Source organism: Trichocoleus sp. DQ-U1, from assembly GCF_039961925.1.
GTDB lineage: Bacteria > Cyanobacteriota > Cyanobacteriia > Cyanobacteriales > FACHB-T130 > FACHB-T130.
Genome location: NZ_JAMPKB010000026.1, coordinates 41301 through 66307 on the forward strand (window position 1 = coordinate 41301; position 25007 = coordinate 66307).

The following is a 25007-nucleotide window of genomic DNA, read 5'->3' on the forward strand; positions in this document are numbered from 1 at the left end:
TTATCTAGAAGTCCTAAATAATTTGTAACGAGATACTCGCCTTCTTAGAGAAGCTGGATATCTGAACCGCTAGCCTCTCAAAATCAAAATAAGATGGCGATAGAGATACCACGTTTCACCTCGACACAAACTTTATTTGTGCCCAAGATTCCTGAATTGGTAGCTTGGTTTTAAATATGCAGGAACCAAAACCTTGTATTGGGTTAAAGAACGAAAACCAACTGACTAAACTCCAGTAATCAAATCCTAAAAAGCAAGTAATTTAGCCCTAAAGTAGATACATTCATTAATATTTCCCTATAAGAGTAAATAAATGATCCTAGCCCAAGTAGCACCTTTTGGTTCCTGGAAATCGCCCATCACCTCTGACTTAATTGTTTCTGAGACGATTGGAGTAGGGCAGATTGCCCTTGATGGCGAGGATATTTACTGGATTGAGGGGCGACCCGCAGAAGCGGGTCGGAGTGTCATTGTGCGACGTACCCCAGATGGGAAAACCATTGATGTCACGCCACCTCCCTTTAACGTCCGCACTCGCGTCAATGAATACGGCGGCGGTGCCTTCTGCGTCGCTGATGGCACTATTTATTTTTCTAATTTTGCGGATCAGCGCCTTTATCGGCAGACTCCAGGTGCAGAACCGCAACCGCTGACACCAGAAGGAAGCTTCTGCTATGCAGATGGAGTAATTGACCGGAAACAGCAGCGGCTGTATATTGTGCGCGAAGACCATACTACAGGCGATCGCGAACCAGTCAATACCTTAGTTAGCATCAACTTGGAAGATGGGGACGATATTCGGGTGCTGGTGTCTGGAAACGACTTTTATTCATCTCCACGCCTCAGTCCTGACGGTTCTCAACTGGCTTGGTTAACTTGGAATCATCCAAATCTGCCGTGGGATGGAACGGAATTATGGGTCGCAAAGATAACAGCGGATGGTTCCTTGAGTGAAAGCCAACGGGTTGCTGGTGGCGTTGATGAGTCTATTTTTCAGCCAGAATGGTCGCCGGATGGCATTTTACACTTTGTTAGCGATCGCAGTGGCTGGTGGAATCTCTACAGATGGCAATCTCGATCCTCCCTAACCTCCCTTAAAAAGGGGGAAAAAGAGGTTGAACCGCTGTGCGAGATGGAGGCTGAATTTGGGCTTCCGCAGTGGGTTTTTGGGATGTCTACCTATGCCTTTGAATCTGAAGAACGCATTATCTGCACCTATACTCAGCGAGGCATTTGGCATTTGGCGAGCCTCGACACGGAGACAGGACTGGAGCAAATTGAGACGGATTACACTGAGATTTCGTCTCTCAAAGCCTCTGGGGGTCGTGTGGGATTCATTGCTGGCTCACCGACCAAATTTAGCTCGATTATCCAAATGGATATGGCGACGCGGCAAATAGAAGTGTTGCAGCGATCGAGCCAGTTAGAAATTGACTCTGGGTATTTGTCTGTTCCGCAACCGATTGAATTTCCGACCGAGAACGGATTAACCGCTCACGGCTTCTTCTATCCGCCCCAAAATCGCGACTATACCGCACCAGATGGAGAGTTGCCGCCCTTAGTCGTTAAAAGCCACGGAGGGCCGACAGCAGCCACCTCTAGCCAGCTGAACTTGCGGATTCAATACTGGACAAGTCGGGGATTTGCTTATCTAGATGTGAATTATGGCGGCAGCACCGGCTATGGACGCGCCTACCATCAGCGGCTAGATGGGCTGTGGGGAATTGTGGACGTGGATGATTGCGTGAATGGGGCGCGGTATCTGGCTCAGCAAGGCTTGGCGGATGGAAACCGGATGGCGATCGCTGGTGGTAGTGCGGGTGGCTACACGACGCTGTGCGCCCTGACTTTCCGCGATATCTTCAAGGCAGGTGCAAGTTACTACGGCGTCAGCGACTTAGAGGCGCTGGTTAGAGATACCCACAAATTTGAATCGCGCTATCTGGATCGGCTGATTGGCCCTTACCCAGAACGGCAAGATATTTATCAGGAGCGATCGCCTATTTACTTTACGGAGAATCTCTCTTGTCCGGTCATTTTCTTTCAAGGGCTAGAAGACAAAGTTGTCCCACCCAACCAAGCAGAAATGATGGTAGAGGCGCTACGTGCAAAAGGGTTGCCCGTTGCTTATGTTCCTTTTGAGGGCGAACAACACGGTTTTCGCCGTTCAGAGAATATTAAACGCGCCATTGATGGGGAATTTTACTTTTATTCTCGCGTCTTCCGGTTTGAGCTTGCCGATCCAGTGGAGCCAGTTGCGATCGCGAATCTTCCTGAATCATGACCAACCCTCAGGCTGATTACGATAGCCCTTGGAAGGAAGCCTTGGAGATTTATTTTACCGACTTCATGGCTTTCTTCTTCCCCCAAGCTTATGCTGACATCAACTGGTCGCAGGGCTACGAATTTCTCGACACCGAACTGCAACAAGTCGTCCGCGATGCAGAACTGGGGCGGCGTCGGGTCGATAAACTGGTAAAAGTCTGGCGACAAAACGGCGAAGAAACTTGGGTACTGATTCACATCGAAGTTCAAAGCAAAGTCGATGCTAATTTTGCTGAGCGGATGTATGTCTATAATTACCGCCTTTTTGACCGATACCGGCGGCAAGTTGCCAGCTTAGCAGTTTTAGCAGACGAGCAAGTGTCTTGGCGTCCGCAGAGTTATGGCTATGAAATTTGGGGCGCAAGAGTTAGTTTGCGGTTTCCCACTGTCAAACTAGTGGACTATGAAGCGCAGTGGCAAAGTTTAGAGCAAAGCACTAATCCTTTTGCTGTCATCATCATGGCTCATCTGAAAGCACAGGCAACGCGCCGCAATCCCGAAGGGCGGTTAGAGTGGAAATTGAGCCTAGTTCGAGGGCTATATGAACGAGGTTACAGCCGGGAAAACATCCTAGAGTTGTTCCGGTTAATTGAATGGATGATGGTGTTACCAGAGGAATTACAGTTTGGGTTTGAAGAAACACTAAGTCGTTACGAGGAGGAAAGAAGAATGCCCTTTATCACGCCAATTGAGCGGAGAGGCATCCGCAAGGGAATCTTACAGAATTCTAGAGAGAATATCATTGAAGTTCTGGAGACGCGGTTTGAAACGGTACCTAGCTCAATTGTCGAGAGCGTCACTAGCATAGAAGATCCAGCTTTGCTAAAACAGCTTCATAGACGGGCAATTACCATCAGCTCGGTGGAAGAATTCCAACAAGCGATCGCCCAGCTTCCCTCTCAGGAAGAATCGGAAACAGCTTAAAGTCACAATTTTTAAACGGAGATTAATTCATGACTGAAGAACCCATATTCAACATTAACGAAGAAATGTATGAGACGCTGTTAGAATTTCAGCAGCAAATTGAAGCAGGCGAAGTCGAATCACCAGCGGGAACCACACAAGAACAAGAGAATCTCGACACGGCTAGAGAATCTCTAGAAAATGTTTACTTGGCTGAGAGTGATTCAAAACACCCTCTTGAGTAAAGCCAGTAGTAGGATGCGATCGCGCTTGTGAGGGATGGGAAGAGCGAACCGACAGGTCGGCGCTTCGCTATCGCATCCTTCACTTCTTCATTCGTCTCGTCTGTTGCGTGCGTAAAATCAAGAGCAAATTGTCCTGATGATGCCGTGCAATAAATCTAATTCAGAAGTGCCAAAAATCTAGCAACATGATTTAGTATTTTTTGTTGAAAAATATTTTATTAAATAGAAAATGCAGAAAAAACAAAAATTTCCCTACTTAGTTGGTTCCAAATGGACAGCCCAGCAAAAAACGTGGGGATGGCGACATTTTCAGGTAGTGAATCGCAAAAACCAAGGCAAGTTTGTTTTTGCAGAAATGGTTGCTTCCTGCGACCCAAATGTGCGTTTCTGGATTAACGCAAAGCTGCTAAAAAATCCCTCCCAGTGGCAAGCAGGCTGGCAATCTTTGCAAGAAATGGAGGAAAAGGAAAATAGCGAATTAAATATTGAAAGTCCAATCATTTCTAATTTTTAATAATTCCTATGACTGCTGTTTCCCTTGAGAACGTCCGCAAACTCTACAACAAAATCCCTGTCGTCAACGACCTCTCCTTTACGATTAAATCTGGAGAGATGTTTGGACTCCTTGGCCCTAACGGTGCAGGGAAATCTACGACAATTCGGATGCTAACCACATTGACAAAACCCAGTGAAGGTCAAATTGAGGTCGCTGGATATGATGTGGTACGACAACCTTTGCAGGTAAAACAAAATATTGGGGTGGTATTGCAACAAATCAGCGTGGATGCCGATTTGACGGTTTGGGAAAATATGGAACTGCATGGGCGGATGCACCATATTCCCCAGCACCAGCGACAGCAGGACATCGATCGATGGCTGGAATATGTGGAACTGGTAGACAGGCGAGATAGCTTGGTAAAAACCCTTTCAGGTGGCATGAAGCGCCGATTGCAAATTGCCAGAGCCTTATTGCATCAACCTTCTATTCTTTTTTTGGATGAGCCAACGGTGGGATTAGATCCGCAAACACGCCGCCGTCTTTGGGAAATTATCCGGGATTTGAATAAGCAAGGGATGACAATGCTGCTGACGACTCATTATATGGATGAGGTGGAATATTTGTGCGATCGCATTGGTATCATGGATGCCGGTCAGTTGATTGAACTTGGCACCTTGCAACAGCTGCGCTCTAAACACGGCGAAGGGTTGGTGATGAAACAACAAGGAGATCGCTGGGAATACAAATTCTTCCCCAATCTGGAACAAGCCAATGCTTATCTTGACGCTGCACCGGATAAAACTGGTATGATGGTTCGCCCGTCCAATCTAGAAGATATTTTCGTTGAACTCACAGGACGCCAGCTAGACTAATCCATTTAGTCATTCGTCTTTTGTTCAGAGTCTCTTCCCCATGACGAATGACGAATGACGAATGACTGACTAATGACGAATGACTAATGATGCCTCGCCTCGCCTCGAAAATTGAAGCCATTCTTTATCTCAAGGGTAAGCCGATCTCGGTTAGCGAAATTGCCGAATATGCTGAATGCGATCGCGATAACGCCGAAGATGCCCTGATTGAACTCATGACTGACTATGCCCACCGGGATAGCGCCCTAGAAGTGGTGGAAACGCCTGAAGGCTTTACCTTACAATTGCGCTCGCCTTTCCAAGGTTTGGTAGAGGCGTTAGTGCCGCTAGACTTAGGCGTGGGAGCCTTAAGGACGCTGGCAGCGATCGCCCTCAAAGGTCCCATTACCCAATCTGAGTTGGTCGATTTGCGCGGTTCGGGAGCTTATCAGCACGTCCAGGAACTTGTCGAACTTGGGTTTATCCGCAAGCGCCGACAAGCCGATGGTCGTTCCTACTGGTTACAGGTTACGGAAAAATTTCATCAATATTTTGAAGTCGAACAACTCCCCCAACTGACTCAGCAGGATGTACCGTAAAACCAGCCATTTGGTGTTTCACAGAGCATATTTTTCAAAAAATCTCTCTATCGGCTTACATTTGATAACCAATAGTATGGAGTAGCCAAACAACACAATCGTTTACAGTAGAAGGAAAGCTACTCAAATCTTTTTATTCCAATGGTGTTTAACCCTGAATTGTTCGACCGCGAGCCTGAAGATGCACAAGTCAATCAGCTCCTCCAATATATTCAGCACCAATCTCCAGAAGTTTTAGCGCGAGTTGCCAAATCTGTCACGCCGGACATTAAGCAAATCGTCTCGCAGAACGTTCAGGGATTGGTGGGAATGCTTCCCTCAGAGAATTTTAACGTTCAAATTACGACCGACAGAGAAAATTTAGCAGGTCTATTGGCATCAGCCATGATGACTGGCTATTTCTTACGCCAGCTTGAACAACGGATGCAGCTGGATGAATCGTTGACTGGTTCTTCCCTGTCTCACAAACCTTCTAACAGCGAAAAATTCGCTGATTAAATTTAGTCAAATTCTCAGCGATATGTCATCTGCGATCGCAATTCTGTCTCTAGCTCAAGAGAGGATATTGTTTCGATGAGAAGTTATCGCCTATTTTTGGCATTTTAGGCGATCGCTTCGGTTAAAGTTGCTCGTTCCATTACCAACTTGCGATCGCATAGTTGGCAACTAGCCAATTGGCTTCCTGTTTCAGGGAATTTCCCATTTGAACCTAAAAATAGTCTTAGCCGCCAGCCGCAAAAGCAGCCAATATCAAAATTGACAGTAAAAGACCCGGACTAAGCATCAGCGCTAAGGTTAACAGTTCATTGAATTCCATTTTCTTGCACCACTACTAAAGCTCATCTAATCGATAGCGATTCTAACACGGCAATCGTTTCTTCAGAAGCAATAAGCAGAATAAATTATGATTTCAAAATGTAATGAATTAGCTAGATTAAATATTTTAAATTTAATCTAGCTAATTCATTACATTCTCTTCCTGCAATTCCCGAAACCTAACCCGGCTCCCCAAGCCTGGTTGGATTACTTTATGATGAGACGGATTTGACAGGGAACATTTTTACTTAATGCCAGTCCTGAAACACCTTATATTTTAAATCTTATTACAGCCATTTTCTATCAAGCATTTTTGCCTGATTTGCAGTTAAAGCTTTCAGTTCATTGAAAAAAATTTCCTATAGTTTTGTCAAAATGCCTTTGGTAAAGGTTATTTTGCGTTTAATACGATTGAAAGTTCTCAGAAAATAAATTTTAAAAAATACTTAGTAATCAGCCAATACAGGAAAACAAAATCTTAGATTTTTTCTACCATTTATCGTCAAAGCTAATGATTATACTTTCTAAGTAATTTCACCTATACAAATAGGCATAAATTCCCCCAAGTGTAAATACTTTATCTATAAAAATTTGCAAATGTTAAAAATTATTGTTAAATTTCAGGGAACGCCATAGAAGAATGATACCCAGCGATGAATAAGTTCTTTTGGATTATTCCGTCACCGCCAACGCTGCAAGCCCAATCTCGTGTTTATGACCTGAAAGCGCGGCTAGACTGGGGTGAACCGGCTTTGACGATTATTGATGTAAGCGATCGCAGCCAATTTAATATTAGCCACATCATGGGAGCTATCCCCATGCCGATGAACGAATTAGTCGATCGCGCCCTCACCAAATTGGAACTCACCCGTGATATTTACATTTACGGTGAAACCGATGAAGAAACCGCAGTTGGTGCTACAAAACTACGTGAGGCTGGCTATCAACAAGTGTCTGAAATCAGAGGTGGCGTAGCGGCGTGGAAAGCAGTAGGCTTTCCAGTTGAGACGATTCTGACTGCTAGCTGTTAATGAGTTGTGAACCCGTAATCGCTAATAGATGAGAAACGTAGATTTAACCGCTATTTCTTGTGTAGGGGTATGGCATTACCATGCCCCTAGAGGACGTGAATTTTATAAGTTATTGTATCCACGTTTTTAGTGCTCAAAAATATCCTTATATTGCAGCAAATCCAAAGTCACAATCGTGGGCAAACATTCAAAACATTGCTGAGCAACTTCCCACCGCCCTTCGCGTTGCAGCATTGCAATTAGTTTTTGTCGCACGCTGAGTAGATAACGAACATCATTCGCTGCATAGCGGAGTTGTTCTTCGGATAAGTTTGCAGCATTTCCCCAATCTGAACTTTGAGCCGTTTTGTCAAGTTCTACCTTCTCTAGCTCTTGCACCAACTCCTTTAAACCGTGGCGGGAAGTATAGGTGCGAGCAAGCTTGCTGGCAATTTTAGTACAAAAAATGGGAGTTACATAGATGCCTAAATTTTGCCGTAGTTGGGCAACATCGAAACGGGCAAAGTGAAATAGTTTTAGGACATTGGGGGCTTCCATCAGTTGTTTTAATTTGGGAGCGTCTATCTGTCCTTTAGCAATTCGCACGACTGTAACCCGGTTTTGAGCGTCACACAGCTGCACCAAGCATAAGCGATCGCGTTGGGGTACCAATCCCATTGTTTCCGTATCCACTGCGATCGCTGACTCTTGCAGATACTGAGACAATATCTCCTCGGAAAGGTCGCGATCGTATACTTGAAAATCTTCCAATTCTCTCTCCTTAGCGGCGTTTAATGAATATTTGAGTTAAGTAATACTCGCCCTTTGCGTTCTTGGCAACACCTACCCCAGTTAAATCATACTGACCTTGAATATTTTTCAGATGACCGGGGCTTTTTAGCCAACCTTCTACTGCTTGCTTGGCTGGATCGCTAAAGCCTTGATTGTATGCCACATTTTCAGATGCACCGCCATAAGAAATTGATTTACCAATTGCCTTCGCTCGCTGCTCAAATCCATTATGGCTGAAAGGAACCGCACCATTTGCCATTGCCTGACTGTGTGCCCTTGCCTCTTTGCTAATTCGAGGATCTAGCGTCAGAGGTGGCAAATTTTGGGACTTTCGATATTGGTTGATGAGTTCGTGAGTATACTCTTCCAAGGTTAGGAAATTACTAGAGGAAGTAGGCGTGGGGCTTGGGGTAGCTGGTGATGTTTCATCTGGCGAAATTTCACCATCAGGGCTAGGGATCAAATCGCAGCCTCCAGCGCCAACAGCCAGGACAAGCATTCCGAAAACAAGCCCCGCAGCTAATTTTTGCATGAGTTCTGGATATATTTGAGAATCAATTTGGCAATTTTTTTAGGATGAGAATATAAATTTTCACTGTAGCAATTCTATTTTTTGTCAGCCATCTCTTCAGATCCCCGCCTCCTTAAAAAAGTCCGGGATCTCGCCTTCACGTTGCCAAGAATTCATACAGGGCAAGATAAGTTTCTTCTGGCGCTTCTTCGGGTAGAAAGTGACCGCAATTGATAGCCTTACCGCGTACATCAATTGCGCGATCGCGCCAGGTTTCTAAAACATCATATTTGCGCCCAATAATTCCTTTTCCGCCCCAAAGAGCTAGCACCGGACAGAGAATTTTTTTCTCCATATCTAGGGTATCGTGTTCTAAATCGATGGTAGCAGCGGCGCGATAATCTTCGCAGGTGGCATGAATCGTAGCGCGATCGCTAAAGCACCGAATATACTCAGCCAAGGCTTCCGGAACAAAGGCAGAAAAATCTTGACTCCATCTTTCTAAACAGGTGCGGAGGTAATATTCAGGATTAGCGCCAATCAAGGTTTCGGGTAAGCCATCGGGTTGAATGAGAAAAAACCAGTGGTAGTAAGCCGTGGCAAAATCTCGATCGGTAGTCGCGTACATTTTATGGGTGGGCGCGATATCTAATAATGCTAGTTTCTTAACTTGGTTAGGATGATCGAGAGCCATGCGATGAGCGACTCTTGCACCTCTGTCATGACCGACTACATAAAATTCTTCATAACCTAATTTTGACATCACCTCGACTTGATCTTGCGCGATCGCTCGTTTTGAATAATTCCGATGATCTGGTTCGCCTTCCGGTTTAGAGCTGTCGCCGTAGCCTTTCAAATCCGGTGCCACTACTGTAAAATTCTCAGCGAGACGAGGTGCTATTTTATGCCACATGACGTGGGTTTGAGGATAGCCGTGCAGCAACAGTAGTGCAGGGCCAGATCCCGCCTTGACTAAATTGATTCTTGCTTCAGGGGTATCAATTTTAGTCACATCAAAATTAGCGAACATAGTCATTTTTGAATTAACGCAGTGCCCAATCTAAAAATCGCTCAGTATGATAGAGCGCTAACTGGTTGCTCAGCCCCTGGAAGACAGCATCAAAAGCGTGTTCAGCCCAAGGAATTTCCAGCAAAACCGATGTATTTCCATCTGCAAGCAGCCGTTGGTGCATTTGCTGGATAAATTTTAATTGCACTAGATTATCGCGGCTTCCATGTACAAATAAAGTTGGTGGTAGCGATCGCCTAACATAACTAATCGGTGAGGCAAGACGATACCGATCGGGCATGGTCGCAGGCGTTCCCCCCATAAATGTTTCTAAAACCGCTCGCGTATCGATGGGATCGGGGCGTGGCGGGTTGGCATAGCCTCCAGGCAGATCCACTGGGCCATAATAGCTAACCACTGCTTTTACAGGCAGTGCATCCGGCTCATAAGCCGCTAACATTGCCAAATGTCCGCCAGCGGAACGTCCCACGATGGCAATCCGTTCGGGATCGGCCTCGTACTCGGCGGCGTGTTGGTGGATGAAGGCTAAGGCAGCACGCACGTCATCTAGCTGCGCCGGAAAACGGTAGCGCGGCGTGTGTCGGTAATCAATGGCAAAAACACTATAGCCCCTCGCAGCCATATAACGGCTGAAATCAGCGTTTTGGGTTGGGTCGCCGCTCCGCCATGCCCCAGCGTAGATGATAATTAGCGCTGGATAATTGCCGACTTGCGGCGGTCGGTAAAGATCCATGCTCAAGGGGACACCATCTGGTTGTGAAAAGACGATGCCAGAGGTATAACGACTCTCACCGGGATTGATGCCTCGAAACACATCAGCCAACACGAACGGTTGTTGGCGCATCCGTTTTTGCTGAGAACTGGGCAAATTTACGCTGTAGTCGCCAAGACCATCGCGCATTGCTGCTGCTAGATGCTGTTGTGTCGCTGGCATCTGCAAAAGTGGCAAAACACTCAAAAGCAGTGCTAGCAAACTAGCAGCCAAAGCCAGAAATTGCCACGGAGTGCGACGGATCGTTACCAGCACCAACAGACTTGCGATCGCGTTTATCATCACCAACCAAGGACTGACTTCCGGTGCCCCTACCCCTAATGGCAGTAAGGACATTGTGGGCGCTGGAACCACAATCCAGGAACTTAAGAAAAGTGCCGCGCCACTCAAGAGCAAAACTAACGTCTGGGTAATTACTGCTAACCAATGAGACACAATCGCTGCTCTATTGCCCCAGGTAAGCTTCTAAGACTTGTGGATTGCGCTGAATTTCAATCGGAGTCCCCACAGCAAGATTGCGACCTTCAGCGACAACCCAGACGCGATCGCACAAAGACATGATTACGTCCATATTGTGTTCAATAATCAAAAAGGTCATGCCCTCCTGATTCCATTGGGTGATGTAGTCGCAAATTTGTCTAATCAGCGTCGGATTCACTCCAGCCGCCGGTTCATCCAATAAAATTAGCTTTGGCTGCGTCATCAGCGCCCGTGCCATTTCCAGCAGCTTGCGTTGCCCTCCAGAGAGCGCCCCGGCGTAATCCTGCGCCTTCGCGGCCAACCCTACTGATTCCAGCAGAATCGTGGCTCTTTCTCGCTGCTGCCGTTCTTCCTTAGCCACCAGATGGGGTTGAAAGCAAACTTTCCAAAAATTTTCCCCCGTCTGTTTTTGAGCTGCCAGCAGCATATTTTCCATCACTGAAAGCCGCGATAGCACCCGCGCGACTTGGAATGTGCGAACCATTCCCATCTGAGCAATTTGATACGGCTGCAAAGAATGAATCGGTTCGCCGTCAAAAATCACCCGCCCTTTGTCTGGATGAATGAAGTTTGAGAGGAGATTAAATAGCGTCGTTTTGCCAGCACCATTCGGGCCAATCAGCCCCGTGATACTGCCTTGCGGTACCGTAATCTCGACATTATCGACAGCCCGAACTCCGCCGAAACTTTTACAGAGTCCGCTGGCAGCGAGTAAAGCGATTTCTGAGAGTGGGGGTTTTGGGTCTGCTTCGACTAAATCGGGGCTTTCTTCGAGATGCTTGCCGCCCCCGTTTAAAGACCCCTCAGACAACCGATTGGGCGGAATGTGCGAGTTATTTGCCAAGGGTCAGTTCCTCTTTTTTCCCTAAGATACCTTGTGGACGCCAAACCATCAGCACCATCAGGATTAAACCAATCACCATGATTCTAAATGCCCCTTCCCGCGAGGCATCCAGTTGCACCAACTGAGGTAAGTAAAAGCGAGTCAAACTATCGTAACCCCAGAAAATCACCGCTCCCAGGATTGTGCCCACGTTGTTACCCGCACCGCCCAAGACAACAATCGTCCAAGCATAGAAAGTCGTCAGTGGCTCAAAGTTATTCGGGTAAACCGTTGTCGTCTGCCATGCCAAAAAAGCCCCAGCGACTCCGGCGATCGCGCCTCCCAGCATGAAAGATTGTAATTTGTACCAAAAGACATTTTTTCCTAATGCTTTAGGAATTTGCTCATCTTCTCGAATCGCTTTTAGCACTCGACCCCAAGGCGATCGCACCAACGTCTCCAGCAGCCAAAACGTCAACCCCAATACCAGCAGCGACAACACCATCAAACCAAGCTTATCTCCTGGTGGCAAGGCATATCCATATACCCCAAACGATCCTTGCCGAAATTCTTTGCCCATTGGCAATGGCTGATTATTGACAACTAAACGGAGCAATTCGGAAACGCCGATGGTCACGATTGCTAAGTAATCCTCGCGCAACCGTAGAGTTGATAATCCGATTAACAGTCCTAGCAGCGCTGCTAAAACAGCACCGATAGCCACCCCGAAAATTAGGGGAACCCCCTGCAAGCTCAACAACACTGTGGTGTATGCACCGACTGTCATAAAGGCAATATGCCCAAAATTAATCAGTCCGGTGAAGCCCCACTGTAAATTTAAACCCAAGCTAAACAGGGCAAAAATTGTCGTAGAAATTGTCAAAAAGATGAGATAGCCAACCATGCCACGCTTGTGAGACTCAATAAACTATAAACTCTAAGCTCTAAGCTTTAGATTGTCCAAGATCCCTCTAACAAGAAGGCTCTAGGGAATGTTACGTTGTTCGCCAGTGTTTAATTATGAATTTTCTCAGAGGTCGATTACAACGCTTAACTGCTCAGCTACCCGATTTAATCGATCAACTCGCTGATGACAACTTGGATGACGCCTGGAAAGTTCTACAACAGATTTATTATGACCTGTATATGCTCAAAGCCATCCAAGAGTCGAAGCATACCGTACAGCCGGGGGAAACCCTAACTCGCGAAGAAGCTCTCCGGATGTTGCACTTCCCCTAAGTTTTCCCCTGTTCGTCGGCTGAATCAAGGGGTAAAAATCGCTTTTAGTCAAATTTCGCAGTAAAAAGAAAAAGTATCTGCCATTTGGAGTAAGAGCCAGTTGCCCTGTGAAACTAGAAGTGCGCTATGCCCGGTCTTTTCTGCGAGACCTGAAGAACTTAGAATACGCAGCTAGAGAGCGGATATATGAATTCGTCTTTGAGGAGTTCATGCGGATCGAGCGAATTACCGATTTGCCGGAACTCCGGGGAATCGGGTCTGATAGTATCTTCTACCGCTTTACGATAGATGACTATCTGATTGCGATTGAAGTGACCGGGCATCTTGTTAAATTTCTGCGGGTTCTGCCCAAACCGCGTCTTTAAGAGGCTTTCGAGTTGAAAGCTGGTCGTTGTAAGACCGAATAGAGCGGTCTAATTGAATTTTCCTGGCTATCTCAGATAAATCTAGCTGTACAGGACTCTAAAGGAATTCTGAATCTCAATTTGGGGTAGGAGAATTACCCAATTAACGAATTGACAGGCTAATTCGTCAAAAGTGATGCTGAAGCTTACCTTAAACTTGTGTTGACTGGAAACACGCTTATTGAGATTTACTTATGGATGCTGCTGCACTTTGGCAACGTTACCAAGAATGGCTCTACTACCATGAGGGATTAGACTTTTACCTCGATGTCAGCCGGATGCGGTTTGATAATGAGTTTGTCGAGGCGATGCAGCCGAGGTTTGAGAAGGCGTTTCAGGAGATGGAGGCACTGGAGGGAGGCGCGATCGCAAACCCTGATGAAAACCGCATGGTAGGTCACTACTGGCTGCGCGACCCGGATTTAGCGCCCACTCCGGAAATCAAACAACAGATTGTCCAAACTTTAGAGCAGATTGAAGCATTTGCCCAAAAAATCCACAGCGGCGAAATTCATCCACCCAACGCTCCTAAGTTTACCGATATTGTTTCCATCGGTATCGGCGGATCGGCACTCGGTCCCCAATTTGTCGCCCAAGCGATCGCCCCAGACTTCCCGCCCCTCGCCATCCATTTCATTGACAACACCGATCCGGCGGGCATTGACCGTATCCTCTCCCAGCTCAAAGATCGGCTGAACAGCACCCTCGTCTTAGTCATCTCCAAATCAGGGGGAACGCCAGAACCCCGCAATGGCATGCTAGAAGTGCAAAAAGCCTTTGCTGAGCAGAATCTGAACTTTCCCCCTCAAGCTGTTGCCATCACTGGGGAAGGCAGCAAATTAGATCGACAGGCAAACTCAGAAGGCTGGTTGGCAACCTTCCCAATGGAAGATTGGGTGGGAGGACGTACCTCGGAACTGTCAGCCGTAGGATTGCTCCCAGCCGCCTTGCAGGGCATCGATATCCGCGCCATGCTTGCCGGTGCCAAAGAAATGGACACTGCCACTCGCCTGCCCCAAGTCAAGAAAAATCCAGCCGCACTACTGGCGATGAGCTGGTACTTCGCCGGAAATGGCAAAGGTGAAAAAGATATGGTGGTGTTGCCCTACAAAGACAGCCTGCTGCTATTCAGCCGCTATTTGCAACAGCTAGTCATGGAATCTTTGGGCAAAGAAAAAGACCTTGACGGAAATATCGTCTACCAAGGGATTGCTGTTTATGGCAACAAAGGCTCAACCGACCAACACGCTTACGTGCAGCAGTTGCGAGAGGGTGTCCCGAATTTCTTTCTGACCTTCATTGAAGTCTTAAAAGACCGACAGGGTAACTCCCCCTTCGTCGAGCCGGAAGTTACATCCGGCGACTATCTCTCTGGTTTACTCCAGGGAACCCGACAAGCTCTGTATGAAAACCAGCGGGATTCTGTCACCGTGACGATTCCTCAGGTAAATCCCCGGATGGTAGGTGCGTTAATTGCTTTGTATGACCGGGCTGTCGGACTTTATGGTTTCCTGGTCAATATCAATGCTTATCACCAGCCAGGGGTAGAAGCGGGTAAAAAGGCTGCCGCCGCCATTCTCGACTTGCAAAGACGAGTTTTACAGGCAGTACAAGAGGAAGGCGCGCCCCTTTCTTTAACTGAGTTGGCTCAGAAAGCGGGTGCCTCCGATCAAATTGAGGCAATTTACAAAATTCTGCGCCACCTTGATGCCAATCAGCGGAGTGTTGTTTTACAAGGCAATTTGGGCAAACCCAGCAGTTTGAGGGTTTCCGCCATTTAAATGGCTCTGATTTATCATAAATTTGGCATTTTAGAGCGAAGACAAAGCTTCAACTCAAAGGATGCTGAATACGGCTCTAATCAAGGAAATTGAGGTCTGTCCGCTAGCTTCTGCAAACAGGGGAGTGGCTAAGTTTTACATCCCCTCAGTTTAAGTTTAAGTAGGGGCACAGCAATGCCGTGCCCCTATGGCTAATACGAAAGTTTAGAGACTCTACCTCTCAATGCCGAGACGCTCGTTCAAGCTGCTCAAAACAGTAACTAAAAAAGCACAGCTAAAACTGAGAAATTCAATCCTTCTCCTTCTTAATTTGTCAATAAGCTGGGACAAGTCAGAACAAATACGTCCCTTGTTCCTTCACCATGAAATAGTGGCTGAATGGGAGTTGTATAGTGAAAAAATTCCCGATCGTTGACTAATAGCAGTTCGCCCGGATGAAGAACTTTAGAAAAAACCGGGTCATGCTTTTTGGATTTGTAGAGATGGGTTTCTCCACCTTGAATATTTTCCCGCCCTACAGAAAATATGCCGACAAAATCAGTCCCATCCCGATGAATCCCTTCAGGGGCAGGGTTTCCATAATTATCTGGCGAACAGGTCGTTCTAATTTGATGAACTCCTATTTCAACAGCTTCTGGGTCGAGTTGGCAGTAATCAATAAATGCCAAAACAAGTTTTTTGAAATCTTCAAGCTTCGTAATGGCATCATCTAGTTCGGCATACTCTCGCTTGATATCGCCGACTAATGGATTGTATTGCTTGCTTTGAAACAAGTAACCATGCGGTAGTTTGACTAAGTCATTTCCAAATACTTTGAACCGAGATAATCTTCTGAAACGATAATTATTCTTGATGTAAGGGTCAACAGGAAGATCGCTAAAGAATGGCTTAAAACCTTCTATCTTTACGGAATGGACTTTGTGTAAGGTGAACATCATGGCATAAGCCAAATCCGTCGATCCCGGTAGCGTTTGCATCGCTTTTTCTCCAGTACGCTTCGATCCCCAGTTTTCCTTCCTACTTTAGGAAGGCTATTCTTTAAGCATAAACTTAGAATTTTTAATTTGGTTGTTTATGATACAAAATTAATACAAATTTTTGATAAAGATTCCCTCCCAATGACTCAGTGAAATGTAAAAATTTAGATATAGTTTTACATATTTCTTCCTTCTCTGGGATTTTACTGAACTGGCAGCCTTAAGTTCGCACTGCTTTTACCAAAGCCTCGCACGCTCGCAGGAAAATACCGACATCCACACCGAGAGTTATGTACTGAACTCCGGCATCAATCCACTGCTTCGCTGTTTCAGGATTATCGGCAAATGTGCCCGCAGATTTCCCAGCCTTGCGAATCGTGGTAACGCATTTTTGCATCAGCTCAATTACCCGCGAGTCTTGCACTTGCCCCGGAATGCCCAAAGACTGCGACAAGTCATAAGGGCCGAGGAAAATGACATCAATGTGGGGCACGCTGACAATTTCTTCAATATTTTCGACGCCGCGAATCCCTTCGACGTGAACGACAATCAGAGATTCTTCGTTGAGCTGATTTGTAATTTGCGTCCCTGCTGCTGCGTACACGCCAGCACGGGTGTAAAATGAAAGTCCGCGCGAACCAAGAGGGCTATATTTGGCACCACGCACAACATCCGCTGCGTCGGACTGAGTTTCTATTTGAGGCACTTGGACACCGGCACTGCCGATGTCCAGTGCCCGTTGAATTTGCGGTGCGTCGTTCTTGCGGATGCGTATAATTGGTGCCAATCCCACGCAGTCGGCTGCACGGCACAGGTCTTCGGCAACCAGTGTGTTGAGGGCACCGTGTTCCATGTCAATCACGGCAAAGTCAAATCCTGCGTGTCCGCAGATTTCTATAAATGCCGGATAGGCGCAGTTGATGAACGGGCCGAGGACAACCTCACCTCGCTTGAGTTTCCGTTTCAGTTGATTTTCACGCATTGGTCAGTTTTCACCTTAAGAGGCAGAACAGTGTTCCCACTTTTAGGATGGACTTGACCTATTCTAGGGGTTATGTACGCTCTTCCTCTGTGCCCATGCCTTTGCTCATCGTGGTTGCCGATGACGATCCAGGAATTCGGCTTTCTATATGCGATTATCTGGAAATGTCTGGCTACTCAGTTATTACAGCTGAGGATGGTCAAGCAGCTCTCAGTTTAGTTGAGTCATATCATCCTCATTTGCTGGTAACAGACATTATGATGCCCCGGATGGATGGCTATGAACTGGTGCGGCGTCTCCGTCAACGCCCAGCGTTTCGTCTATTACCAGTAATTTTCTTAACGGAGCGTGCAACGACCTCAGAACGGATTCGGGGCTACCAATTAGGCTGCGATCTGTATCTGCCCAAGCCGTTTGAGTTGGATGAGTTAGGGGCAGTGATTCGCAATCTTTTAGAGCGATCGCAGATGATTCAAGTCGAATGGCGATCGCTGATTCATGCTGTTGCCACACCAGAGAAGGAAGTGGAAGCTCCTGGGCTTCCCCAACATACTCCTTCAAACTCATTCAACCTAACTCAGCGAGAACAGGAAGTTCTCGATTTACTCACTAAGGGTTTATCTAACGCCGACATCGGCAACGAGTTGCACCTCAGTCCTCGGACGGTGGAAAAGCACGTCAGCAACCTGCTGAGAAAAACGGAAACTAGCAACCGAGCCGAACTGGTGCGTTTTGCCTTAGAGCATCATCTAGTGGAATAGTCAATTGCTAATGGCTAATTATTGAATCGAATTAGCCCATTAGCGATTAGCCTGACTAACGTGTTGTAGCAGACCCTCACAGGCATCTAAAAGTAAATCGATGACTTGGTTAAACCCCTCCGGACCACCGTAGTAGGGGTCAGGAACCTCAGTCGCAGTATGGCGGGTGCAAAAGTCACACATCAGCCGCACCTTGTCCCGATACTGCCCTGATGGGTCAAGGGAGAGGATATCGCGGTAATTCTCCCGATCCATTGCCAGAATCAGGTCAAAGTCCTCAAAGTCAGACCTTTGAAACTGCCGCGCTTGACCTTGGAGTTTAATTCCTTTGTGTCCTGCGGCTACTCCCATGCGTCGGTCGGGGGAACGACCAATGTGATAACCAGCTGTACCGGCAGAATCGCAGATGATCCGTTCCCCTAAGTTTGCTTGCTCAATCAAATGGTTCATGATGTTTTCTGCCGCAGGCGACCGGCAAATATTACCCAGGCAAACGAATAATAACTTGTAGGACATTTGATGCTAAGATGTCTAGTTTTGTACGTTTAATGATTGATACACTTCCCCATTCACAAGTCTCTAATTCCGCACCAGCATTAGAGGAAAGCCAATCGGTATAACTCATTAATCATAAGTGGTCACCTACCCCGGTGTTAAGTTTAGCAACGAAATTGCTGCATACTGGGATCGCAGTGGGATAACGAATGCCGGGATTGAGTTAATCTTTACTTTTGTTATTCTGCCTGACTCCACCGGCAACTCATGAAAGCGAAAGGCAAGCATTTAATCATCCCTTTTTTGCCTTTTACTTCCTTTGTTCGTTGGTCATTTGAGGTTCATTACTTGATGTTTAAAAAGTCCCGCTACAAACCTTACCAAAAACGCCGCCAGCCGCCTTCGCTCCTCATCCTACTCCTAGCTTTGCCCCTCATTTTGATTCTCTTGGAACTGCTTGCACGGGTTGCTGTGAGCGTTGCGGGCAACAATGCTGAATTGGCAGCCTATGAAGGTGAACCGACAGAAGTTACCGCCTACCGCCTTAAATTCCTCGATCAAAACCAGCAAACCTACGGGGGTTTACCGAATTCTGGGCGTCTGGTTGCCAAACGGCGTTTATCAGTGGGATATCAGCTGGCAGGAAATCAACAGAGCAAATTCTGGCGCATTAACGAACAGGGTTTTCGTGATGACCAGCCGGTTTCTCAAGCGAAACCCAAAGATGAAATTCGGATTTTCATTTTGGGCGGTTCTACAGCTTTTGGTCAAATGAGTTCCAATAACGCAACCACGTTTGCCCATAAGCTCGAAGGTAGTCTGAATATACGGGTAAAGCAGCAGAAAGCTTCTCCAGAGAAATTTCGCCCGGATTTCTTGCCCTACTACAAGCCAGAACGGGTGAAAGCACTTGCCTTGCCGCTACGGATTCGGGAAGGCAACTATCGTGTCATTAACGCGGCGGTTCCTGGTTATACTTCGGGGAACGAACTGGCTGGGCTTGCCCTCCAGATTTTGCCTTACCAGCCTGATGCGATTGTGGTTTTGAACGGGTATGCAGACTTAATGCTACCCAGCACTGAAAATGAAACGGATATCCCTTATATAGAAAACTTTCTGAACAATGCAGCAGGGCATCTGTGGTTTGAGCTGACTCAGGACATGAATCGCTGGCTCAATCAGACCTATTTAGTGAAAGCAACACAGTATTGGGTGTTAAAACCACAACCATCTGTGGACCAGCTGACGATGGCAGTGAGAGAAGAAAGCGTCCCTTTAGCACAACGTCTGCCAGCTAACACCACTGAGCTGGAGCGTCGGGTCAAGCGTTATCAAAATCACCAGACACAGATGGTTCGTCTGACAGCAGCAGCGCAGATTCCTTTGGTTTTGGTGGTTCAGCCAGAAATTACGGGGCGCTCAACCAATAATCTTTCTCTTAGAGAACGGGAGCTTTTAAGCGAACTCGGTTCAACCTACACCCAACGAGTGCAAGCCGGGTATGGACAATTAGACACAAAGACTGGGCAGTTACAGAGAAGTTTTCCGCAAAATGTGAAAGTGCTGAATTTTTACAAGCTTTACCAGAATTTCCCAGGTCAGGCTTTTTCAGACGCCATTCACTTGACGGATGAAGCCAATACAGTAATGGCAGATCGGCTCTACAAAACGTTTTTGGAGTTACCAAGGCTACAGATACAGCCAGCAAAGCAGCCGCAATAGGCAGGAGAGCGAGGGAGCAGAGGAGAGAACAAGTAATGTAGAGCCAAATTCTCCTCTATCCCTGAAGTTATTGTGCCTATCTTATAAAGATTTCTAAACCTAGGAAATATTCCCGCAGTTTTGCCTGCTAGCCGTCTCTCTACGATAAGTAGGTGGCAGGCGAGAAGCCTGCCTAAGAAGAGCGGCAGATTATTGATGCCTGGGAAATCCCTTAAGGGTTACAGTGGCAGGTCGAGTCCACTGGTGAGGTCTTCCATCCGCGATCGCATTGTTGCCGTGGATTTTTCGTAGGCATCTTTCATTGCCGCTGTTACAAGTTCAGCTAGAGCATCTGCTCCCTGATTGTAGGCGTCTGCTGAAATTTCTACCCGCAGAGGTTCTTGATTGCCGCTGAGGAAAACCTTAACGCTTCCACCGCTGCTCTCTCCCCCAATCTCCATTTGCTCCAATTCTTCTTGGAGCCTTTTGGCACCTTCTTGAACCTGCTGGGCTTTTTTAAAAGCTTCGGCTAGTTCTTTCATTTTGCCTAAGCCAAAGCCAAATCCTTTCTGTGTCATAACTATTAATGCCGTATGCGATAGACTTGCAAGCCAATTTCAATCTTAGTATCCCTGGCGTCTGGCGACACCTTTAAGCAGGCTGAAACTCACCTAAGATTTTCACTTCTGGTTCTAAGCACAGAGACCAATGCTGTTCCACTTGCTGCTGAACATAGCGAATCAAATGGAAAATATCGCTTGCTTTAGCACCGCCACAGTTGAGGATAAAGTTGGCATGGCGTTGGGCGACTTGGGCACCGCCAATCTGGTAGCCTTTGAGTCCGGTTTGTTCGATCAACCAGGCAGCTTTGTGAGAATCGGGATTGCGGAAAACGCTGCCGCAACTTGGCAAATGGTAGGGTTGAGTGGTTCGCCGTTGCTCTAGATGTTTGGCAGTTGTTGCCATAACTTGAGCTGGGTCGGCTCCCGGTTGGAGTTGGAAGGTTGCCTGTGTCACCAAGCGATCGCCTCCTTGCAGAATTGAGGTGCGGTAGGCAAATCCCAGTTGTTGTGGTGTCAAAATCTCAGCTTTTCCGCTGGGTGAGAGGGCTTGGACGTTGACTAAAATATCAGCGGTACAGCTGGTGTGAGCGCCTGCATTCATCACCACTGCGCCGCCGACTGTACCGGGGATGCCAACAGCCCATTCCAACCCTTGCCAACCGCGTTCTGCTGCCTGCCATGCGAGGCGGGCGATGGGTTCTCCGGCACCTGCACTCACCTGACCCGTTTCGGGGTCGAAGCTGGTGTGGCGGAGATGGCGAGTACAGATGGCTAAACCGGGAAGACCTTTATCGCTCACCAGTAAGTTTGAACCGGCTCCCAAGAGCGTGATCGACAATTCTTGATACCGCGCCCACTCAAAACTAGCTTGCAGTTCTTCGGTACGGCGGGGAGCTACATACCATTCGGCTGGTCCTCCCACTCGAAAAGAGGTCAGGCTGGAGAGGGGAGCTTGCGATCGCACAATACAATCGGTTCCTGGTAGGTAAAGCGGGGAAGAAGACTTGGTGGATTTTTTCTGGGGGGAAGAAGCGTTTACAACGCTGGCTGGATCATAAGAGAGAGTCATATCAATTCACAAATTTGAATGCCGAGACAGCTGAGGCCACAACATGAGTTTTGAGTAATTTTGAGTGAATCTGTTAGCTGGGAACTTCTTTACTCATAAGTACGACTTCAATGCAGCTAACGGATTCAGTCATCACCGATTACTTGAGACTGGCTTCGTCAGTTTTTTGATAGAACGCCATGACCTCAGGAATAATCTGATTTAGATTCCCCGCCCCCAAAAACAGAGCCAAATCGCCCGGTCGAAGGGTATCTGTAAGTAACTTACAGATGGATGGGAGAGACGGTTGGTAATGCACGTTCGGATGATTACCCGCCACTAATTCCGCGACTTGTTCACCGCTAATCTGCCCCAAATTAGGTTCTCCGGCGCTATAAATATCGCTGAGAATCACAATATCGGCATCTTTAAAAGATTGAGCAAATTCCGGTAAAAAAGCGAGCGTCCGGCTGTAGCGGTGTGGTTGGAAAATAGCGACAAGCCTTCGCGGCGGCAACACTTGCAAGCGAGCTGCTGACAGGGTTGCCAGAAGTTCGCTGGGATGGTGGGCATAATCATCCACAAAGTAGATGCCATTACGCTCGCCCCGCAGCTCAAATCGGCGGCGGGCACCCTCGAAGGTCGCGATCGCCTCTGCAATTACCTCAAAATCCATCCCCAGCTGACGACCCACAGCCACGGCTGCTAGGGCATTGCTGAGATTGTGCTTGCCTAGCAACTTTAAGGAGAGCTTCCCCAGAATTTCTCCCTGTTCCCAAACTTGTGCCTCTGTGCCATCCGCCCGATAATCCACCCGATCGACCGTATAATCAGCCCCAGAATCTCGCTGCAAGCTATAGCTGATTGCGGGTTGCAGAGAATCTCTAACTACAGCACAATCAATGCACCCCACCAAGGTTTTACAGCGTTTAGCGAATATCTGGAAGGTGCTAATCACCTCTTCGAGCGATTCATAGTGATCTGGATGATCCAGTTCAATATTTGTAATCACACCAATTGCGGCTGAGAGTCTCGATAACGACCCATCTGATTCATCCGCTTCCGCAACTAGATAGGGACCGTCTCCTAACCGTGCGTTGCCTCCCCAGGCATTCACTTCACCGCCTACCACGATTGTTGGGTCTAATCCTGCTTGTAGCAGTAAATACCCAATCAAACTGCTAGTTGTAGTTTTCCCATGAGTACCAGCGACAGCAATACTTTGGTAATCCTGAATCAAAGCTGCTAATAAATCAGAACGATGAAAAATCGGACAGCCTAATTCAATAGCTGCCCGATATTCAGAGTTTGCCGGATTGATTGCAGTTGAACAAATCACTTGGGGCAGAGCCATTGCCCTTAGGTTCGTAGATGACCCTCGATTACTCGACCGAGTTGCTCCAGTTTCTACAGGTTCCCTGGAGGGTTCCAGGCGATCGCTTATACCAATGACTGCCGTTGGTAATGCTTCGTAGGCTGAGTCCTCGGTTGGTTGAAAAAATTCCAAGTTTGCGGCGTCTTGACTTCCAAAAACATGAGTGCCAACGGCCTGCAAACGTTTAGTAATATGGCTGGAATGAATATCCGATCCAGATACAGGCAGCTTACGCTTGGCTAGAACGTAGGCGAGAGCTGACATTCCAATTCCACCAATGCCGATGAAATGAAACGGCCTCCCGGTAAAATCAACAGTATTCGGCATCTTAGCTCCTTACACACCACACCACACCAGGCTGCACGGATAACACGCGCTATCATATCAAGAATTGATTTTTCTTGATACAACCTTGCCAAGATTTACAGCACAATCCCAGAGCGCGATCGCAGAATCCGCTTTCGGTCGCTATAACTGCACTTTAGGTCATTCCTAAATAGAGCGGCTTCTATCATGGGATGGTTTTTATCTTTACACGTCAAAATGCATTTCAGTCCGGAAACTTCCTGCAAAGACTAACACCAAGACAGTAGCAGATCATCCGCATTTTTACTGCTTAACCTAGAGAATAGGAAACAAGCCACAACGGATCTTGTATGCAAAACTTGGGAATTTTGGGTGGAACCTTTGATCCCATTCACTGTGGACACCTGTTGATGGCGGAAACTGCTTTATCTCAAGCGGCTCTAAACCAGGTCATTTGGGTACCGAGTCGCTGTCCTGCCTACAAAGTGGCGGTGGAATTTGAGCATCGCGCTCAAATGGTGCAACAAGCGATCGCAGACCATCCAAACTTTGTTTTCTCGCCTCTAGAGACAAATTGCACCCGTCCAGATTATGCCATTAATACCCTTTTAGACCTCCAGATTCTCTACCCGAATAGCCGCTGGCACTGGATTATTGGCACGGACGCTTTCAGAACCTTACCTCGTTGGCATCGACGGCAGGAACTTGTACCCGCTTGTGAATGGTTGGTGGCACCGCGTCCAGAAGAACTGCCGATCCCGGTGGATGATAACCGAGAAAATTTGCTCTGCCAGCAGATTGTTCAACAGCTTGTCGCCCAAGAGTTGACGATTCGGTGGCAGTTGTTGAAAATGCCGAAAGTGGGCATTTCATCAAGTTTGATTCGCCACTATTGTCGCCAAAAACACTCGATTCGTTATTTAGTCCCAGAAGCTGTCAGAGTATATATTTCCATCCACAACCTCTACGGAGGCGAGATTTTAAATTAATTTGGAATTAAAATAATGATTCAAAATTATGAGCCGTTTTAATTTTGAATCATTATTTTAATGATTCTTGAATGCTTCAGAACGTCCCGATTCAGGCAGAGCATTCCCTTTCTCAAACAACGCTAATAGGTAATTTGGCTGGGGTTGAATGGCTTCATCATAGTTAGCGAGTGGGCGATCGCTTCTTGATACTGTCCTTTACTAAGCGTGTAGCCTCGTACATACCAGGCGATGAAGTCGTCTCGGCTTAAGTTTCAGCACTTGGTCAAAAGCTGGTAGCGCTTCTTTGTACTTAACCTAGCCTCCGTAACTCGCAAGCGAGGTTAAACAACTCAATCAGTGCTTTTAACTTAAGCAACCAGTTTCGGGGTAGATATGGAACAACCAGTTAGACTAGGCGCTGGAATGAGATCGAGTACCCTAAAACTTGCGATTTCTGTAGTTCTCAGAGTACCTAATGCTACTACCGTCAAAAAATTGAAATTCTTCACTTTATGCTTTTAGGCACTATTCGTACCAAACAATAGCTACAAGTTTTTACAGGGATTAATAATAAGAAAATAGATTTAATTAGCAATTAAATCGCCTAAATCGGAGAAAAAAACAATAAAATAATTATCTAGGCCAAAATTCAGCTCGCAAAAGCCTCAAAATAGGTTCACTTCCGCTTCGACTCGCGCCCCTTCCCATAGCCTCTAGCGGTAGAAGTTGTGCCACGCTGGAAACGAGT

Annotated in this window: 26 protein-coding genes; 14 read left to right on the forward strand and 12 right to left on the reverse strand. The window is 47.0% G+C overall.

Annotated features, from left to right (window positions below):
- The first annotated feature begins 313 nt into the window (after nucleotides 1-313).
- The 8 genes from NDI34_RS13055 (at nucleotide 314) to NDI34_RS13090 (ending at nucleotide 7269) form a co-directional block, all read left to right on the forward strand.
- Nucleotides 314-2284: a S9 family peptidase gene (locus tag NDI34_RS13055; protein ID WP_348232870.1), complete on the forward strand. Its 1971-nt coding sequence runs from the start codon at nucleotides 314-316 to the stop codon at nucleotides 2282-2284.
- Nucleotides 2281-3249, forward strand: coding sequence for a transposase (locus NDI34_RS13060; protein ID WP_348232871.1), 969 nt, complete (start codon nucleotides 2281-2283; stop codon nucleotides 3247-3249). The genes NDI34_RS13055 and NDI34_RS13060 overlap by 4 nt, the downstream gene beginning before the upstream one ends.
- Nucleotides 3250-3278: 29 nt before the next feature.
- Complete coding sequence (locus NDI34_RS13065; protein WP_348232872.1) at nucleotides 3279-3473, forward strand: hypothetical protein; 195 nt, start codon at nucleotides 3279-3281, stop codon at nucleotides 3471-3473.
- Nucleotides 3474-3702: 229 nt separating this feature from the next.
- Nucleotides 3703-3987, forward strand: coding sequence for a TIGR02450 family Trp-rich protein (locus NDI34_RS13070; protein WP_190410579.1), 285 nt, complete (start codon nucleotides 3703-3705; stop codon nucleotides 3985-3987).
- A gap of 8 nt (nucleotides 3988-3995) precedes the next feature.
- On the forward strand, nucleotides 3996-4844 hold the full coding sequence (locus NDI34_RS13075) for an ABC transporter ATP-binding protein (RefSeq protein WP_190410578.1): 849 nt from the start codon (nucleotides 3996-3998) through the stop codon (nucleotides 4842-4844).
- 89 nt (nucleotides 4845-4933) lie between these two features.
- Nucleotides 4934-5422, forward strand: coding sequence for an SMC-Scp complex subunit ScpB (gene scpB, locus NDI34_RS13080; RefSeq protein ID WP_190410904.1), 489 nt, complete (start codon nucleotides 4934-4936; stop codon nucleotides 5420-5422).
- Between the two features lie 141 nt (nucleotides 5423-5563).
- On the forward strand, nucleotides 5564-5920 hold the full coding sequence (locus NDI34_RS13085; protein WP_190410577.1) for a DUF760 domain-containing protein: 357 nt from the start codon (nucleotides 5564-5566) through the stop codon (nucleotides 5918-5920).
- Nucleotides 5921-6891: 971 nt separating this feature from the next.
- On the forward strand, nucleotides 6892-7269 hold the full coding sequence (locus NDI34_RS13090) for a rhodanese-like domain-containing protein (protein ID WP_348232873.1): 378 nt from the start codon (nucleotides 6892-6894) through the stop codon (nucleotides 7267-7269).
- Between the two features lie 126 nt (nucleotides 7270-7395).
- On the opposite strand, the gene NDI34_RS13095 is transcribed toward NDI34_RS13090, so the two are convergent.
- The 6 genes from NDI34_RS13095 to NDI34_RS13120 form a co-directional block, all read right to left on the reverse strand.
- Nucleotides 7396-8019, reverse strand: a complete 624-nt coding sequence (locus NDI34_RS13095) for a ribonuclease H-like domain-containing protein (protein WP_348232874.1) — start codon at nucleotides 8017-8019, stop codon at nucleotides 7396-7398.
- A gap of 10 nt (nucleotides 8020-8029) precedes the next feature.
- Nucleotides 8030-8572: a CAP domain-containing protein gene (locus NDI34_RS13100; protein WP_348232875.1), complete on the reverse strand. Its 543-nt coding sequence runs from the start codon at nucleotides 8570-8572 to the stop codon at nucleotides 8030-8032.
- 136 nt (nucleotides 8573-8708) lie between these two features.
- The gene (locus tag NDI34_RS13105; RefSeq protein ID WP_348232876.1) at nucleotides 8709-9581 is read right to left on the reverse strand and encodes an alpha/beta hydrolase; all 873 of its coding nucleotides are present in this window, start codon (nucleotides 9579-9581) and stop codon (nucleotides 8709-8711) included.
- Between the two features lie 13 nt (nucleotides 9582-9594).
- Nucleotides 9595-10788 carry an alpha/beta hydrolase gene (locus tag NDI34_RS13110; protein ID WP_339380866.1) on the reverse strand — a complete coding sequence of 398 codons (1194 nt, stop codon included), beginning with the start codon at nucleotides 10786-10788 and terminating at the stop codon, nucleotides 9595-9597.
- 10 nt (nucleotides 10789-10798) lie between these two features.
- Complete coding sequence (locus NDI34_RS13115; protein WP_347276889.1) at nucleotides 10799-11554, reverse strand: ABC transporter ATP-binding protein; 756 nt, start codon at nucleotides 11552-11554, stop codon at nucleotides 10799-10801.
- Between the two features lie 112 nt (nucleotides 11555-11666).
- On the reverse strand, nucleotides 11667-12560 hold the full coding sequence (locus NDI34_RS13120) for a branched-chain amino acid ABC transporter permease (RefSeq protein WP_190410571.1): 894 nt from the start codon (nucleotides 12558-12560) through the stop codon (nucleotides 11667-11669).
- Nucleotides 12561-12676: 116 nt separating this feature from the next.
- Here NDI34_RS13120 and NDI34_RS13125 point away from each other — a divergent pair, with 116 nt between their 5' ends.
- From NDI34_RS13125 to NDI34_RS13135, 3 genes are all read left to right on the forward strand, one after another.
- The gene (locus tag NDI34_RS13125) at nucleotides 12677-12895 is read left to right on the forward strand and encodes a hypothetical protein (RefSeq protein WP_190410570.1); all 219 of its coding nucleotides are present in this window, start codon (nucleotides 12677-12679) and stop codon (nucleotides 12893-12895) included.
- 107 nt (nucleotides 12896-13002) lie between these two features.
- A complete protein-coding gene (locus NDI34_RS13130; RefSeq protein ID WP_190410569.1) occupies nucleotides 13003-13260 on the forward strand; it encodes a cytotoxic translational repressor of toxin-antitoxin stability system in 258 nt (85 codons plus the stop codon).
- Between the two features lie 233 nt (nucleotides 13261-13493).
- Entirely contained in the window at nucleotides 13494-15080 is a 1587-nt protein-coding gene (locus tag NDI34_RS13135) for a glucose-6-phosphate isomerase (protein ID WP_348232877.1), read from the forward strand.
- A 305-nt stretch (nucleotides 15081-15385) separates the two neighbouring features.
- Here the strand turns inward: NDI34_RS13135 and NDI34_RS13140 are convergent, their stop codons facing one another.
- Both NDI34_RS13140 and NDI34_RS13145 read right to left on the reverse strand, forming a co-directional pair.
- Nucleotides 15386-16057 (reverse strand): 2OG-Fe dioxygenase family protein, encoded by a 672-nt coding sequence (locus tag NDI34_RS13140; RefSeq protein WP_190410567.1) that lies wholly within the window; start codon nucleotides 16055-16057, stop codon nucleotides 15386-15388.
- Nucleotides 16058-16277: 220 nt separating this feature from the next.
- A complete protein-coding gene (locus tag NDI34_RS13145; RefSeq protein WP_190685564.1) occupies nucleotides 16278-17039 on the reverse strand; it encodes an aldolase/citrate lyase family protein in 762 nt (253 codons plus the stop codon).
- Between the two features lie 95 nt (nucleotides 17040-17134).
- On the opposite strand from NDI34_RS13145, the gene NDI34_RS13150 reads away from it, so the two are divergent.
- Nucleotides 17135-17800: a response regulator transcription factor gene (locus NDI34_RS13150; RefSeq protein WP_190410902.1), complete on the forward strand. Its 666-nt coding sequence runs from the start codon at nucleotides 17135-17137 to the stop codon at nucleotides 17798-17800.
- Between the two features lie 39 nt (nucleotides 17801-17839).
- Here NDI34_RS13150 and NDI34_RS13155 read toward each other — a convergent pair whose 3' ends face one another.
- The gene (locus tag NDI34_RS13155) at nucleotides 17840-18316 is read right to left on the reverse strand and encodes a low molecular weight protein-tyrosine-phosphatase (RefSeq protein WP_348232878.1); all 477 of its coding nucleotides are present in this window, start codon (nucleotides 18314-18316) and stop codon (nucleotides 17840-17842) included.
- 330 nt (nucleotides 18317-18646) lie between these two features.
- Here NDI34_RS13155 and NDI34_RS13160 point away from each other — a divergent pair, with 330 nt between their 5' ends.
- The gene (locus NDI34_RS13160) at nucleotides 18647-20017 is read left to right on the forward strand and encodes an SGNH/GDSL hydrolase family protein (RefSeq protein ID WP_348232879.1); all 1371 of its coding nucleotides are present in this window, start codon (nucleotides 18647-18649) and stop codon (nucleotides 20015-20017) included.
- A 218-nt stretch (nucleotides 20018-20235) separates the two neighbouring features.
- Here NDI34_RS13160 and NDI34_RS13165 read toward each other — a convergent pair whose 3' ends face one another.
- The 3 genes from NDI34_RS13165 to murC all read right to left on the reverse strand — a co-directional run bounded on the left by NDI34_RS13165 (nucleotide 20236) and on the right by murC (nucleotide 23309).
- A complete protein-coding gene (locus NDI34_RS13165; RefSeq protein WP_190410563.1) occupies nucleotides 20236-20574 on the reverse strand; it encodes a YbaB/EbfC family nucleoid-associated protein in 339 nt (112 codons plus the stop codon).
- Nucleotides 20575-20647: 73 nt separating this feature from the next.
- Nucleotides 20648-21628 carry a UDP-N-acetylmuramate dehydrogenase gene (gene murB, locus NDI34_RS13170; protein WP_190429132.1) on the reverse strand — a complete coding sequence of 327 codons (981 nt, stop codon included), beginning with the start codon at nucleotides 21626-21628 and terminating at the stop codon, nucleotides 20648-20650.
- Between the two features lie 139 nt (nucleotides 21629-21767).
- A complete protein-coding gene (murC, locus tag NDI34_RS13175) occupies nucleotides 21768-23309 on the reverse strand; it encodes a UDP-N-acetylmuramate--L-alanine ligase (protein ID WP_190429131.1) in 1542 nt (513 codons plus the stop codon).
- A gap of 329 nt (nucleotides 23310-23638) precedes the next feature.
- Between murC and nadD the strand changes: the two genes are divergently transcribed.
- The gene (nadD, locus tag NDI34_RS13180; protein ID WP_190410560.1) at nucleotides 23639-24277 is read left to right on the forward strand and encodes a nicotinate (nicotinamide) nucleotide adenylyltransferase; all 639 of its coding nucleotides are present in this window, start codon (nucleotides 23639-23641) and stop codon (nucleotides 24275-24277) included.
- Nucleotides 24278-25007: the final 730 nt, after the last annotated feature.

Excerpts from the sequence above, each read along its gene's own strand:
- NDI34_RS13055 (WP_348232870.1), top strand. The coding sequence starts at position 314 with ATGATCCTAGCCCAAGTAGCACCTTTTGGTTCCTGGAAATCGCCCATC.
- NDI34_RS13060 (WP_348232871.1), top strand. The coding sequence starts at position 2,281 with ATGACCAACCCTCAGGCTGATTACGATAGCCCTTGGAAGGAAGCCTTG.
- NDI34_RS13065 (WP_348232872.1), top strand. The coding sequence starts at position 3,279 with ATGACTGAAGAACCCATATTCAACATTAACGAAGAAATGTATGAGACG.
- NDI34_RS13070 (WP_190410579.1), top strand. The coding sequence starts at position 3,703 with ATGCAGAAAAAACAAAAATTTCCCTACTTAGTTGGTTCCAAATGGACA.
- NDI34_RS13075 (WP_190410578.1), top strand. The coding sequence starts at position 3,996 with ATGACTGCTGTTTCCCTTGAGAACGTCCGCAAACTCTACAACAAAATC.
- scpB (WP_190410904.1), top strand. The coding sequence starts at position 4,934 with ATGCCTCGCCTCGCCTCGAAAATTGAAGCCATTCTTTATCTCAAGGGT.
- NDI34_RS13085 (WP_190410577.1), top strand. The coding sequence starts at position 5,564 with ATGGTGTTTAACCCTGAATTGTTCGACCGCGAGCCTGAAGATGCACAA.
- NDI34_RS13090 (WP_348232873.1), top strand. The coding sequence starts at position 6,892 with ATGAATAAGTTCTTTTGGATTATTCCGTCACCGCCAACGCTGCAAGCC.
- NDI34_RS13100 (WP_348232875.1), bottom strand. The coding sequence starts at position 8,572 with ATGCAAAAATTAGCTGCGGGGCTTGTTTTCGGAATGCTTGTCCTGGCT.
- NDI34_RS13105 (WP_348232876.1), bottom strand. The coding sequence starts at position 9,581 with ATGTTCGCTAATTTTGATGTGACTAAAATTGATACCCCTGAAGCAAGA.
- NDI34_RS13120 (WP_190410571.1), bottom strand. The coding sequence starts at position 12,560 with ATGGTTGGCTATCTCATCTTTTTGACAATTTCTACGACAATTTTTGCC.
- NDI34_RS13125 (WP_190410570.1), top strand. The coding sequence starts at position 12,677 with ATGAATTTTCTCAGAGGTCGATTACAACGCTTAACTGCTCAGCTACCC.
- NDI34_RS13135 (WP_348232877.1), top strand. The coding sequence starts at position 13,494 with ATGGATGCTGCTGCACTTTGGCAACGTTACCAAGAATGGCTCTACTAC.
- NDI34_RS13140 (WP_190410567.1), bottom strand. The coding sequence starts at position 16,057 with ATGCAAACGCTACCGGGATCGACGGATTTGGCTTATGCCATGATGTTC.
- NDI34_RS13145 (WP_190685564.1), bottom strand. The coding sequence starts at position 17,039 with ATGCGTGAAAATCAACTGAAACGGAAACTCAAGCGAGGTGAGGTTGTC.
- NDI34_RS13150 (WP_190410902.1), top strand. The coding sequence starts at position 17,135 with ATGCCTTTGCTCATCGTGGTTGCCGATGACGATCCAGGAATTCGGCTT.
- NDI34_RS13155 (WP_348232878.1), bottom strand. The coding sequence starts at position 18,316 with ATGTCCTACAAGTTATTATTCGTTTGCCTGGGTAATATTTGCCGGTCG.
- NDI34_RS13160 (WP_348232879.1), top strand. The coding sequence starts at position 18,647 with ATGTTTAAAAAGTCCCGCTACAAACCTTACCAAAAACGCCGCCAGCCG.
- NDI34_RS13165 (WP_190410563.1), bottom strand. The coding sequence starts at position 20,574 with ATGACACAGAAAGGATTTGGCTTTGGCTTAGGCAAAATGAAAGAACTA.
- murB (WP_190429132.1), bottom strand. The coding sequence starts at position 21,628 with ATGACTCTCTCTTATGATCCAGCCAGCGTTGTAAACGCTTCTTCCCCC.
- murC (WP_190429131.1), bottom strand. The coding sequence starts at position 23,309 with ATGCCGAATACTGTTGATTTTACCGGGAGGCCGTTTCATTTCATCGGC.
- nadD (WP_190410560.1), top strand. The coding sequence starts at position 23,639 with ATGCAAAACTTGGGAATTTTGGGTGGAACCTTTGATCCCATTCACTGT.